The organism is Roseisolibacter sp. H3M3-2 (assembly GCF_029211165.1).
GTDB lineage: Bacteria > Gemmatimonadota > Gemmatimonadetes > Gemmatimonadales > Gemmatimonadaceae > Roseisolibacter.
The window spans coordinates 1-11,821 of sequence record NZ_JARGEK010000130.1; the positions used below are offsets into that span (position 1 = coordinate 1).

At 75.7% G+C, this 11,821-nt stretch carries 10 protein-coding genes and 1 pseudogene; 6 read left to right on the top strand and 5 right to left on the bottom strand.

From position 1 onward, the window contains the following. Both PYV61_RS12330 and PYV61_RS12335 read left to right on the top strand, forming a co-directional pair. Positions 1-1,038 (top strand): annotated as a pseudogene (locus PYV61_RS12330) (hypothetical protein); the annotation flags it as partial. 333 nt (positions 1,039-1,371) lie between these two features. Then, positions 1,372-3,789, top strand: a complete 2,418-nt coding sequence (locus PYV61_RS12335) for a PAS domain S-box protein (protein ID WP_275831893.1) — start codon at positions 1,372-1,374, stop codon at positions 3,787-3,789. Positions 3,790-3,793: 4 nt separating this feature from the next. Here PYV61_RS12335 and PYV61_RS12340 read toward each other — a convergent pair whose 3' ends face one another. Next, positions 3,794-5,371, bottom strand: coding sequence for a cation:proton antiporter (locus tag PYV61_RS12340; RefSeq protein ID WP_345785236.1), 1,578 nt, complete (start codon positions 5,369-5,371; stop codon positions 3,794-3,796). A 124-nt stretch (positions 5,372-5,495) separates the two neighbouring features. Between PYV61_RS12340 and PYV61_RS12345 the strand changes: the two genes are divergently transcribed. Further along, positions 5,496-6,245, top strand: coding sequence for an SDR family oxidoreductase (locus PYV61_RS12345; RefSeq protein WP_275831898.1), 750 nt, complete (start codon positions 5,496-5,498; stop codon positions 6,243-6,245). Continuing rightward, complete coding sequence (locus PYV61_RS12350; protein WP_345785237.1) at positions 6,242-7,252, top strand: aldo/keto reductase; 1,011 nt, start codon at positions 6,242-6,244, stop codon at positions 7,250-7,252. Before PYV61_RS12345 ends, PYV61_RS12350 begins: the two co-directional genes overlap by 4 nt. Before the next feature lie 92 nt (positions 7,253-7,344). Here PYV61_RS12350 and rpsD read toward each other — a convergent pair whose 3' ends face one another. The 3 genes from rpsD to PYV61_RS12365 all read right to left on the bottom strand — a co-directional run bounded on the left by rpsD (position 7,345) and on the right by PYV61_RS12365 (position 8,715). Further along, positions 7,345-7,965 (bottom strand): 30S ribosomal protein S4, encoded by a 621-nt coding sequence (gene rpsD / locus PYV61_RS12355; protein WP_275831902.1) that lies wholly within the window; start codon positions 7,963-7,965, stop codon positions 7,345-7,347. Between the two features lie 25 nt (positions 7,966-7,990). Beyond that, entirely contained in the window at positions 7,991-8,278 is a 288-nt protein-coding gene (locus PYV61_RS12360) for a hypothetical protein (RefSeq protein WP_275831903.1), read from the bottom strand. A gap of 68 nt (positions 8,279-8,346) precedes the next feature. Then, on the bottom strand, positions 8,347-8,715 hold the full coding sequence (locus PYV61_RS12365) for a hypothetical protein (RefSeq protein ID WP_275831905.1): 369 nt from the start codon (positions 8,713-8,715) through the stop codon (positions 8,347-8,349). A gap of 101 nt (positions 8,716-8,816) precedes the next feature. On the opposite strand from PYV61_RS12365, the gene PYV61_RS12370 reads away from it, so the two are divergent. Further along, positions 8,817-10,046 (top strand): heparan-alpha-glucosaminide N-acetyltransferase domain-containing protein, encoded by a 1,230-nt coding sequence (locus PYV61_RS12370; protein ID WP_275831907.1) that lies wholly within the window; start codon positions 8,817-8,819, stop codon positions 10,044-10,046. On the opposite strand, the gene PYV61_RS12375 is transcribed toward PYV61_RS12370, so the two are convergent. Further along, positions 10,037-10,516, bottom strand: coding sequence for a DUF983 domain-containing protein (locus PYV61_RS12375; RefSeq protein WP_275831909.1), 480 nt, complete (start codon positions 10,514-10,516; stop codon positions 10,037-10,039). The two genes, PYV61_RS12370 and PYV61_RS12375, sit on opposite strands and share 10 nt — an antisense overlap. Before the next feature lie 138 nt (positions 10,517-10,654). Here PYV61_RS12375 and PYV61_RS12380 point away from each other — a divergent pair, with 138 nt between their 5' ends. Beyond that, positions 10,655-11,677: an HmuY family protein gene (locus PYV61_RS12380; protein ID WP_275831911.1), complete on the top strand. Its 1,023-nt coding sequence runs from the start codon at positions 10,655-10,657 to the stop codon at positions 11,675-11,677. Positions 11,678-11,821: the final 144 nt, after the last annotated feature.

The following is an 11,821-nucleotide window of genomic DNA, read 5'->3' on the forward strand; positions in this document are numbered from 1 at the left end:
GGAGTTGAGACCACGATTTGTCTTCCTAAGACCGCTTGGCCTCCGACTTGGCAGGTGTCGGCGGGGGCCGCGCTGCGCATCGCGGGCGCGACGCTGCTGGCGGGCGCCGTCGCGCGCGCGCTGCTGTTCGCGCTGGGGAGCGGCCTCGGCGCGCCCGCTCCGGCGTCGGACCCGCGCCCCGCGAACGTCGCGGCGTGGACGCCCGACGCGCCGACGCAGTCGTGGGACGCCCCGCTCGTCGTGGTCGACCGGCGCGGGGTCGTGCAGCGCGCGCTGAACGTGGAGCGCCCGTGGACGCCGCGCTTCTCCCCCGACGGGCGGCGCGTGGCGTACGGCGCGTTCGCCGACGGGCGCGGGTCGAGCGACGTGTTCGTGACCGACCTCGAGCAGGGGACCACGCGCCGCCTCACCGACGACGACGGCGACTCCAACGACCCGCAGTGGAGCCCCGACGGGCGCACGGTCGCGTTCTCGGTCGGCGCGCCGGGGGGGAAGGACATCTTCGCCACCCCGCTCTCCGGCGGCCCGGCCAAGCCGCTCGCGTCGCGCAACGGGACGCAGTTCGCCAGCGACTGGGTGCGCGACGGCCGCACGCTCGTGGTGACCGACGACGGCGAGGGGCACGGCCAGGACGTGTACGCCGTCCCGCTCGACGGGTCGCCGGCGCGCAGGATCGCGGCGTCCGACGCCGACGAGAGCGCGGCCCGCGTGTCGCCCGACGGGCGGTGGGTGGTCTACACGTCCAACGTCTCGGGGCAGCCGGAGCTGTACCTCGACTCGTTCACGCGCCCGGGGCGCCCGGTGGCGGTCACGCGCGGCGGCGGCCAGCACGCGGTGTGGCGCGCGGACGGGCGCGAGCTGTTCTTCTGGCGCGACGGCGTGCTGGTGTCGATGCCCGTCGAGCCGTCGAGCACCGCGGTCCCCCCCGACCTCGGCGCGCCGACGTCGCTGTTCAAGGGGCCGTACCCGGGCGGCTTCAACACCATGTACGACGTCTCCCCCGACGGGCAGCGGTTCGTGATCGTGCGGGGCCAGTGACCCGCCACCCCCCGAGGTCCGGCCGATGCGCGTCATGGAGATCGTGAAGGCCGCCGCCGACTCCGCGCATCCGGCGCCGGCCGCACGGTGGCCCACGGCCCGTCCGCCGAGAGGCGGTGGCGTGGGCGCGCCGCTGCCCCAACCCGATTGCCGGCGAGAGAGGACTTCGGCGCCGGGATGACGCCCGAGCTGCAGGCCCAGGAGGACCGGATCCGCGCGCGGCTCGCGGGCGACCGAGCGGGGTCCGCTGTACGGCGGGGCGCGGCCTCCCCAAGTTGCAGGGGTAGGCCGCCGCGGTTCGCGGGGCCGCCGTCGCCCCGCCCGCCCCGCCGCATGTCCTCGCACGCCCCCCCCGGGTCCCCCGGCCACCCCCGCCTCGCGCCCGACGACGGCTACCGGGGGATCTTCGAGGCGTCGGGCGACGCGATCTTCGTGCACGACCCGGCCACCTTCGCGGTGACCGACGCCAACCGGCGCGCGCGCGAGCTGACGGGGGCGACGCTCGACGAGCTGCGCGCGAACGGGCTGGCCTACATCGCGGCGGTCGAGCCGTTCACCCTCGAGCGGGCGCGCGCGCACCTGCGCCGCGCCGCCGCCGGCGAGCCGCAGCGCTTCGAGTGGCGCATGCGCGCGGCGGGGAGCGACGCGCCGCGGTGGGTCGAGGTGACGATCGAGCGGGTCGCGCTGCGCGGCGCCGACCGGCTGCTCGCCCTCGTGCGCGACTTCGACGCCCGCAAGGTGGCCGAGGAGGCGCTGCGGGCGTCGCGCGAGGAGCTGCGCGCGGCCAACGAGGCGCTGGAGCGGCGCGTCGCCGAGCGCACGGCCGAGCTGCGCGAGCGCGAGGCGCAGCTGGAGGAGTCGCAGCGGCTGGCGCGCCTCGGCGCCTGGACCTGGGACGCCGCCACCGGCGCGGTCGGGTGGGACGCCGCGCTGTGCGCCGCGCTCGGCGTGCGCGCCGACCAGGCGCCGCGCGACCTCGACGCCTTCCTGGCGCTGCTGCACGACGACGACCGCGAGCGGATCGCGGCGACGGTCACGCGCGCGCTGACGCACCGCACGCCGTACGCCTACGACGCGCGCTTCGTGCTCCCCGACGGACGCGTGCGGCACGTGCACGGGCGCGGCCGGCTGGTGTTCGGCGCCGACGGCGCGCCGACGGGGATGGTCGGCACCGCGCAGGACGTCACCGAGCGCCGCGAGGCCGAGCTGCGCCTCGCCGAGCGCGAGGCGTACTACCGGAGCCTGATCGAGAACACCTCCGACCTGGTGACGTTCGCCGACGCCGCGGGGGTGGTGCGCTACCACAGCCCGTCGCTCACCCGCATGCTCGGCTACCCGCCCGAGTCGCACGTCGGGAGCACGAGCTTCGACATCATCCACCGCGACGACGCCGTGGCGACGCGGGCGGCGTTCGCGGCGCTGGTCGCCAACCCGGGGAAGACGGGCGTCCTGGTGTACCGCCTGCGCCACGCCGACGGGAGCTGGCGCACGGTCGAGAGCATGGCGCGCACGGTGGACCCGCACAGCGCCGACGCGGGGATCGTCATCAACACGCGCGACGTCACCGACCGCAAGCTGGCGGAGGAGGCGCTGGCCCGCGCGAAGGAGGACGCCGAGCGCGCCAACCGCGCGAAGAGCGAGTTCCTGTCGCGCATGAGCCACGAGCTGCGCACGCCGATGAACTCGATCCTCGGCTTCGGGCAGCTGCTGGCGCGCGCGCAGCTCCCGCCGTCGCACGCCAAGGGGGTGGGGCACATCGTCAGCGCGGGGCGGCACCTGCTGCACCTCATCAACGAGGTGCTCGAGATCAGCCGCATCGAGGCCGGGCGCGAGTCGTTCGCGCTGGAGCCGGTCGCGCTCGCGCCGGCGGTGCAGGAGGCGCTGGGGCTGGTGCGGCCGCTGGCGCAGCAGCACGGGGTGACGCTCGGCGACTTCGGCCCCGACGACGCCGGCGGGCGCGAGGCGTTCGTCGTCGCCGACCGCCGCCGCCTCGTGCAGGTGCTGCTCAACCTCCTGGCGAACGCGATCAAGTACAACCGGCCGGGGGGCGCGGTGCGCGTGCGCGGCGCGCCGGCCGCCGACGGCGGGTGGGCGCTGCGCGTCGAGGACACGGGGCGCGGCATCCCCGCCGACCGCGTGGGCGAGCTGTTCACCCCGTTCGCGCGGCTCGGCGCCGAGACGACCGACGTCGAGGGGACGGGGCTCGGGCTCGCGCTGTCGCAGCGGCTGTGCGAGGCGATGGGCGGCGCGCTCGCGCTGGAGTCGAGCGGGCCGGCGGGGAGCGTCTTCCGCGTCGACCTCGGCGCGGCGCCGCACCCGATGGGGCGGGGCGAGGAGGCGGCGCGCCCGCCGGCGCCCGCCGACGTCGGGGGCGAGGCGACGCTGCTGTACGTCGAGGACAACCTCGCCAACCTGACGCTCGTCGAGGCGATCCTCATGTCGCGGCCGGGGTGGCGCATCATCCCGGCGCTGCAGGGGCAACTCGGCGTCGAGCTGGCGCGCGAGCACCTGCCGGACCTCGTGCTGCTCGACCTGCACCTCCCCGACATCCCGGGCGCCGAGGTGCTGCGGCGGCTGCGCGCCGACCCGCGCACGGCGGCGATCCCGGTGGTCGTGGTGAGCGCGGACGCGACGCCGGCGTCGCTGGAGCGGCTGCGGCGCGCGGGGGCCGACGCCTACCTCACCAAGCCGCTCGACGTGGACGAGTTCCTGGCGGTCGTGCAGCGGCACCTGCCGGCGCGCGCGACGTAGCGCGTCAGGCGCGCCCGTCCTCGGGGCCGCCGGCGCGCAGGTAGCGCGCCCAGTCCATCTCGGCCCAGTCCAGCTCCTCCTCGACGCGCTGGAACGCGGCGTCGCCGATGGTGCCGTCGGCGCGCAGCGCCACCAGCCGCTCGCGCTGCGCCCCGGTCGCCGAGCGCACCACCGCGTCGTCGAGCGCCGCGCCGTCGCCGTCCGTCGTCTCGCGCTCCACGCGGCGCAGCTGCAGCGCGTAGCGGTGGCGCACCAGCGACGCCGACTCGGCGTCGGGCGCGGCGTGCGCCGCCGCCAGCCCCGCCCGCAGCGTCTCCACGCGCGCCAGCCGGACCTCGCGCTCCACCGCGCCGTCGTCCTCGAGCCGCAGCCGCAGCATGAGCGGGCGCAGCGTCAGCCCCTGCGCGACCAGCGTGCCGAGCGTGACGCCGAAGGCGGTGGTGAGGATCAGGTCGCGGTACGGGAACGCGGTCGGGAGCGCGAGCGCCGCCGCCAGCGTCACGGTGCCGCGCATCCCGCACCACCCGACCACCGCCGCCTCGCGCGTGCCGAGGCCCACCCCCGCCGGCCGCCCGCCCGGCGCGTCGTGGCGGCGGCGGAAGCGCCCGACGCCGGCGGCCAGCGTGACCCACGCGATCCGCGCCGCGATCGCCGCCGCCGTCGCCGCGACGGCCACCAGCGCGTACTCGGCGCCCGTCGCCCCCGTCGCGCGAGCCGCGATCGACCGCAGCTGGAAGCCGACGAGCACGAACGCCAGCACGTTGAGCACGAACACCGCGACCTCCCACACCGCCCACGCCGGGACGCGGATGCGCGCCGGCACCAGCTCGGCGGCGCGGCGCGACGCCGCCATCGCGTACACCACCATCGTGATGATCCCCGACAGGTGCAGCCGCTCGGCGAGGATCCACACCAGGAAGGTGCTGCAGAACTGCAGCACGACCGCGGTCGACACGTCGTCGATGCGCGCGGTGAGCCAGAGGGTGACGCGCGAGAGCGCCAGCGCCAGCACCACGCTCCCCACCGTCACGACCAGCAGCGTCGGCACCACGCTCGCCGCCGACAGGGCGCCGGCCATCGCCGCGCCCACGGCGAGCCGGTAGATGAGCAGCGCGCTGGCGTCGTTGAACAGGCTCTCGCCCTCGAGGATCGTCAGCAGGCGGTGCGGCGGGCGCAGCGCCTTGAGCACCGTGGTCGCCGCCGCGGCGTCGGGGGGCGCGACGATGGCGCCGAGCGCGATCGCCACCGCCCACGGCATGTCGGGGACGAGGAGCCGCGCGACGGCCGCGACCACCACGACGGTCAGCGCGACCGCGCCGAGGGCGAGGCTGGCGATCGGGCGCCAGTTGGCGCGGAGGTCGCGCTGCGACGAGTCGAAGGCGGCGTCGACCAGCACCGGGGCGACGAACAGCGCCAGCGCCAGCTCGGGGTCGAGCACCAGCGTGGGCACGCCCGGCACCATCGCCAGCGCCGCCCCGGCGAGCGCCACCAGGGCGGGGTAGGGGGCGCCGACCCGCCGCGCGACCGCGGCCAGCGCGGCGCCGCCGAGCAGCAGCGCGATCACGACCTCGAACACCAGCATCGTCCCTCCGGGCCCCGTCACCGTTCCGCTCGTCGCCGCCGCCGGGAGGTTCACCGGTGTGGCGATGCCGGTCAAGATGCCGGTCGAGTGGATTCGCGCGGCGCGCGACGCTTCCTTTCCCCGCATGACCAGCGACAACATCTCCGGCAAGGTCGTCGTCGTCACCGGCGCCAGCAGCGGGCTCGGCGCCGCCGCCGCCCGCGCCCTCGCCGCGCGCGGCGCCGTCGTCGTCCTCGGCGCCCGCCGCGTCGATCGGCTGGAGGCGCTGGTCGCCGAGCTCACCGCCGCCGGCGGGCGGGCGTCGGCACGCGCCACCGACGTCACCGACGCCGCGCAGGTGCGCGCCCTCGTCGAGGCAGCGGTGGAGGCGCACGGGCGGCTCGACGTCATCGTCAACAACGCCGGCCTCATGCCCCAGTCCCCGCTCGAGCGGCTGCGCGTCGACGAGTGGGACCGCATGGTCGACGTCAACATCAAGGGCGTGCTGTACGGCATCGCCGCCGCGCTGCCGCACATGACGCGGCAGCGCTCGGGGCACGTCGTGAACGTGTCGTCGGTCGCCGGCCACAAGATCCGCGCGGGCGGCGCGGTGTACGCCGCCACCAAGCACGCGGTGCGCGTGATCGCGGAGGGGCTGCGGCAGGAGGTGAAGGCCTACGGGATCCGCACGACCATCATCTCCCCCGGCGTCGTCGACACCGAGCTGCCGCAGAGCGCGAGCGAGCCGGACGTCGCGGCCACCCTGCGGAAGATGTACGACGACCTGGCGATCCCGCCCGACGCGTTCGCGCGCGCGCTGCTGTTCGCGCTGGAGCAGCCCGACGACGTGGACGTCAACGAGATCCTCTTCCGCCCCACGCGGCAGGAGTTCTGATGCTCCCGATCCGGGACCTCGGCACGCAGGGGCTCGCGGTGTCCGCCGTCGGCCTCGGGCTGATGGGGATGAGCCAGTCCTACGGCTCCCCCGCGGAGCGCGACGAGCGCGAGTCGGTCGCCACCATCCACCGCGCGCTGGAGCTGGGGTGCACCTTCCTCGACACGGCGGAGGTGTACGGCCCGCACGCCAACGAGGAGCTGCTCGCCCGCGCGCTGGCGGCGCTCGGGAGCGGCGCGCGCGACCGCGCCGTGATCGCGACGAAGTTCGGCTTCCGGCTCGAGGGCGGGCGCATCACGGGGCTCGACAGCCGCCCGTCGCACGTGCACGCGGCGGTCGAGGGCTCGCTGCGGCGGCTCGGCACCGACCGGATCGACCTCCTCTACCAGCACCGCGTGGACCCCGAGGTCCCGATCGAGGACGTGGTGGGGGCGATGGCGCGGCTGGTCGAGCAGGGGAAGGTGCGCTTCCTCGGGCTGAGCGAGGCCGGCGCGGGGACGATCCGCCGCGCGCACGCGACGCACCCGATCACCGCGCTGCAGAGCGAGTACTCGCTGTGGGAGCGCAACCTGGAGCCCGAGATCCTGCCGCTGCTGCGCGAGCTGGGGATCGGGCTGGTGGCGTTCGCGCCGCTGGGGCGCGGCTTCCTCGCCGGCGACGCGCGGCGCGCCGAGGAGTACCCCGAGGGGGACCACCGCCGCGGCGACCCACGCTACCAGGGGGAGCACTTCGACGCCAACGTGCGCGCCGCCGGCGCGGTGCGCGAGCTGGCGGCGCGGAAGGGGATCACGCCGGCGCAGCTCTCGCTCGCCTGGCTGCTGCACCGGGGGGAGGACGTCGTGCCGATCCCCGGGACCAAGCGCGTGGCGCGCCTGGAAGAGAACGCGGGCGCCGCGCGCGTGGCGCTGGCGCCCGACGAACTGGCCCTGCTCGACGCCGCGCTGGCGCCAGGGCGCGTGGCGGGGGCGCGCTACGCCCCCGCCCAGCAGGCGATGATCGACCGCTGAGCGGCGGTCGCTGAAAAAAACGACCAGGAGAACGGATGAGACGGATCAGATCTGGTCCGTCTCATCCGTTCTCCTGGTAGTATTTCGGCCGATCAGCGGGCGTAGAACTCGACGATCTTCGACTCCTCGATCGGGAACGGCACGTCGGCGCGCGCCGGCGTGGCGATCACGCGGCCGACGAACTTGTCGTCCGGGTCGAGGGCGAGGTAGCTCGGCAGCCGCAGCTGCGGGCCGCGCTCCACCGCCTCGAGGATCGACGGCCGCTCGCGCACGCGCCCCGGCGGGAGCGAGACCGTCTCGCCGGGCGCCACCGAGTAGCTCGCGCGGTCGACGCGCTTCCCGTTCACGCGCACGTGCCCGTGCGCCACGAGCTGCCGCGCCGCGGGGATCGTGGGGGCGAAGCCGAGGCGGAAGACGACGTTGTCGAGCCGCCGCTCCAGCAGCGCCAGCAGGTTCTCGCCCGTGCGCCCCGCCATGCGCTGCGCGTTGGCGAAGTAGCGGCGGAACTGCGACTCCGAGACGCCGTAGTTGAAGCGGACCTTCTGCTTCTCCTCGAGCAGCTTGCGGAACTCGCTGACCTTGCGGCGCCGCGACTGCGACTGGCCGTGCTGGCCGGGCGGGTACGGGCGGCGCTCGTGGTCCTTGCGGGTGAGGCCGGGGAGGGCGACGCCGAAGCGGCGCAGGATCTTGAGGCGCGGGGTGCGGACAGGCATGCGGCGGGACGCGGTCAGCGAGCGGTCAGGCGGCGACGTCGAGCATGAGGCGGGCGCCGGCCACGAGGCGGTGGAGCTCGGCGGCCTCGTCGGCGGTGAACACCCACCCGCTCCCGGTCTCCCCCATCAGGAGCGTGACGTCGCACTCGTGCGACTCCGCGGCCTCCAGCTGGTCGAGCACGTGCGGCAGGTCGTCCGGGCCGAGCGCCAGCAGCGCGTTGCCGAACCGCACCTCGAGCGCCGGGCAGCAGGCGCAGGTGCGGACGTGGCCGTGGGCGGTCTCGAAGAGGGAGGCGCGGCGGTGCTTGGACATGGCCCGGAGGGGGTGTAATCCCGAGTTCACGATTCGGGATTGGAAGCTCACTCCCGCCGGTCCCCCTGTCAACCGGCCACGGTGTCCTCGACGTCGAGCGTCAGCCGCCCCACCGGGTGGGCGTCGAACTCGATGGTGAGGGCGTGCGGGCCGGGCGCCAGCCGCTCGCCGGGGATCCGCACCTCGAACCGGTCGCCGAGCGCGAACTCGGCGGGCGCCTCGGCGGAGACGGCGTCGGGGCGCAGCACGCGCCCGTCGTCGGCGGCGATGGTCGCGCCGGCGAGCGGCAGCTCGCGCCCGTCGACCGCCACCCGCCGCACGCCGTGCAGCGCGGCCGGCATCAGGCGGTTCTTGAGCTCGAAGCGGAAGCCGTCGTCGGTGTTGGCGAGGCTGCCGTCGGTGTACAGCTGCTTGAGGAAGCCGGAGAAGAAGGACATGCGCCGAAGCTAATCGGGCGGCGCGCGCCGTCTGACCGGACTCGGACCGGGCGCTGGCGGGGCGCGGACCAGCCCCCGCGGCGGGCGCGGTAGCGTGCGGCATGAGCACCGTCCTCGCGCCCGCCCCGCGCGCGCCCGCGCCGCCGCCGCCGCCGCGCCCCGCCGCCGTCCCCCGGCCGTCGCGCGTCGACGGGATCGACCTCCTGCGCGGCCTGGTCATCGCGCTGATGGTCCTCGACCACGTGCGCGACTACTTCCACGTCTCGGCGTTCGCGTTCTCGCCGACCGACCTGGCGCGCACGACGCCGGCGCTGTTCTGGACGCGCTGGGTCACGCACCTGTGCGCGCCCACCTTCGCGTTCCTCGCCGGCGCGTCGGCGTACCTGCAGCGGTCGCGCGCGCTGGCCCGCGGCGCGTCGCGCGCCGGGCCGGCGCGCTTCCTGGCGACGCGCGGCGCGTGGCTGATCCTGCTCGAGGTGACGGTCGTCGGCTTCGCGATCGACTTCACCTTCCCGTTCCTGTTCCTGCAGATCATCTGGGCGATCGGCGCCGCGCTGCTGCTGCTGGCGCCGATGCAGTGGCTGCCGCCGCGCGCGGTGCTCGCCCTCGGCCTCGGCGTCGTCGCCACGCACGGCGCGGTGTCGGCGGCGACCGGGGGCGCCACCGCGCTGCTCACCCCGGGGCCGATCCCGGGCGGGATGGCCGGGTACCCGCTGCTGCCGTGGGCCGCGATCGTCTGGGCCGGCTACGGATTCGGCGGCCTGTTCGCCCGCCCGACCGACGAGCGGCGGCGCGCGCAGCTGCTGCTCGCCGGCGCGGCGCTGGCGCTGTTCGCCGTGCTGCGCGCGCTCAACGGCTTCGGCGACCCGGCGCCGTGGGGCGTGCAGCCGCGCGGCGCGGCGTTCACGGCGCTGTCGGTCCTCAACGTCACGAAGTACCCGCCGTCGCTCCAGTACGTGCTGCTCACGCTCGCCGTGTCGCTGTCGGGCGGCGTGCTGCTGGAGCGGTGGGTCGAGGCGCGGGGCGCGGCCGCGCGCGTCGTCGGCGCGGCGCTGCGCGCGTACGGCAGCACGCCCCTGTTCACGTACCTGCTGCACTTCTACCTCGTGCACACGCTGGCGCTGCTGGCCGGCGCGGCGTCGGGGGTGCCGGCGCGCGCGTTCGTCGGGATGATCCAGGACCCGTCGGGGCTGCAGCGCGCGCAGTGGGGCGTGTCGCTCCCCGCCGTGTACCTCGTGTGGCTCGCGGTGCTCGCGCTGCTGTACGGGCCCGCCCGGTGGTACGCCCGCCGCAAGGTCGCCGGCGGGCGGTGGTGGTACCGCTACCTCTGAGCGTCCCGCTCGGTCTCGAACTCCGACGCGGCGTCGCGGTGCCACTCCAGCTCGTGCGCGGTGACGGGGCGCAGCATCAGGTCGAACGCCAGCCACGCCAGCTTCGCGAACGGGAAGAACACGAACACCATCACCAGCGTCAGGATCGGCAGCCCGGTGTCGATCAGGTCCCAGGGCGTGCTCTCGGTGACGGCCAGCGCGACCGCGATCACCAGGTAGGCGAACAGGCCGACTAGGGTGAACAGGATGAACATCGCGCCGACGAAGGTGTCGTGCTCCCCGCGCTGCAGGCGGAGCCCGCAGGTGCCGCAGGCCACGCGCAGCTTGAGCCAGTGCGCGAGCACCGGCCCCCCGCCGCAGTTGGGGCAGCGCAGGCGGAACGCCCGCCCGAAGAGGCGCAGGGTGCGCCCGACGGTCGGCAGTTCCAGGTCGGTCTCCGAGTCCATCTCGGGACGGGGGCGGGAGGGCATGGTCGGCGGGGGGAGGCGGGGGAGGGACGTGTCACGGGAATCTAATCCCGATTGACTTTCTCGGGATTCCGGGCTTAACATCGCCGCCGTTCATCCGGCCGACGGTGGGCCGACCCCGATCCCGATGCCCCGGCGCGCATGTCCCGCACCCGATCGCTCCTCGCCCTCCCGGCCCTCGTCCTCGCCGGCTGCGCCTCCGACGACGTCACGGCCCCCCTCCCGCCGGCCGCCGGCGTCTTCACCGTCGACGCCGCGACCCGCTGGGTCTACGTCAGCCTGGGCGACAGCGCCGTGGTCACGCCGACCCCGTCGGCCGGCGAGTCGGCCGCCTGGGACGTCGCCTTCAACGCGACCAACGTCACGCTGAACGGGGGCGCGGCCGGGCCGGGGGGCGTGACGGGCTACTGCGTCTGCCAGAACGCGGCGGCCAACCCGAGCAACGCGCAGTGGCTGGCGCTGACCGCCGAGGGGGAGCGCGCCGACTTCGACGCCATCACCGCGGTCCCCGCCGGCGCCGCCTTCACCGCCGACGCGCTGACGCCGGCGGTCACCGGCTGGTACCTCGGCAGCGGCGCCTCGGCCGCGGCCAGCCCCGACTCGGCGTACCTCGTCCGCCTCTCCGACAGCAGCGGCGTCGCCAAGGTGCGCGTCACGCGGCTCGAGGGGGCCAGCGCCACCTCGGCCGGGCGGGTGACCGTCGAGTACGCGCTGGCGAACAACGGCGACGTCGCGTTCGGCGCCACGCGCACCGCCACCCTCGACCTCACCACCGGCGCCAAGAGCCTCGACCTGCAGACGGGGACGGCCGTGACGGGCGCCAACTGGGAGCTGCGCTTCGACGGCTTCGCGGCGCGCGTGAACGGGGGTGTCAGCGGCCCGGGGAACGCCGCCGCGGCCAAGCTGACGACGGCGACCTTCGCCGCCGCGACGCCGGCCGCCACCGCCGCCAACGCCTACCGCACCGACGTCTACGCCGGCGTCTTCAACACGTCGCGCTTCTACCGCTACAACCTCGGCGGCGACAACCGCATCACGCCGACGTTCGACGTCTACCTGCTGCGGCGCGGGAGCGCGGTCTACAAGTTCCAGATCGTCGACTACTACAGCGCCACCGGGCAGGCGCGGCACTACACGTTCCGCTACCAGCGGATCGCCGGGTGAGCGCGCTGCCCGCGTTCCCGCTGCTGCTGGCGCTCGCGCTGCAGCCGCCCGCGGCGCCGCCCGCCGCGGTCGGGCGCGTGCTGGACGCGCCCACGGGGCGCCCGCTGGCCGACGCCGAGGGGCGGCTGGCCGGCCCCGACACGG

Excerpts from the sequence above, each read along its gene's own strand:
- PYV61_RS12335 (WP_275831893.1), top strand. The coding sequence starts at position 1,372 with ATGTCCTCGCACGCCCCCCCCGGGTCCCCCGGCCACCCCCGCCTCGCG.
- PYV61_RS12340 (WP_345785236.1), bottom strand. The coding sequence starts at position 5,371 with ATGCTGGTGTTCGAGGTCGTGATCGCGCTGCTGCTCGGCGGCGCCGCG.
- PYV61_RS12345 (WP_275831898.1), top strand. The coding sequence starts at position 5,496 with ATGACCAGCGACAACATCTCCGGCAAGGTCGTCGTCGTCACCGGCGCC.
- rpsD (WP_275831902.1), bottom strand. The coding sequence starts at position 7,965 with ATGCCTGTCCGCACCCCGCGCCTCAAGATCCTGCGCCGCTTCGGCGTC.
- PYV61_RS12360 (WP_275831903.1), bottom strand. The coding sequence starts at position 8,278 with ATGTCCAAGCACCGCCGCGCCTCCCTCTTCGAGACCGCCCACGGCCAC.
- PYV61_RS12365 (WP_275831905.1), bottom strand. The coding sequence starts at position 8,715 with ATGTCCTTCTTCTCCGGCTTCCTCAAGCAGCTGTACACCGACGGCAGC.
- PYV61_RS12370 (WP_275831907.1), top strand. The coding sequence starts at position 8,817 with ATGAGCACCGTCCTCGCGCCCGCCCCGCGCGCGCCCGCGCCGCCGCCG.
- PYV61_RS12375 (WP_275831909.1), bottom strand. The coding sequence starts at position 10,516 with ATGCCCTCCCGCCCCCGTCCCGAGATGGACTCGGAGACCGACCTGGAA.
- PYV61_RS12380 (WP_275831911.1), top strand. The coding sequence starts at position 10,655 with ATGTCCCGCACCCGATCGCTCCTCGCCCTCCCGGCCCTCGTCCTCGCC.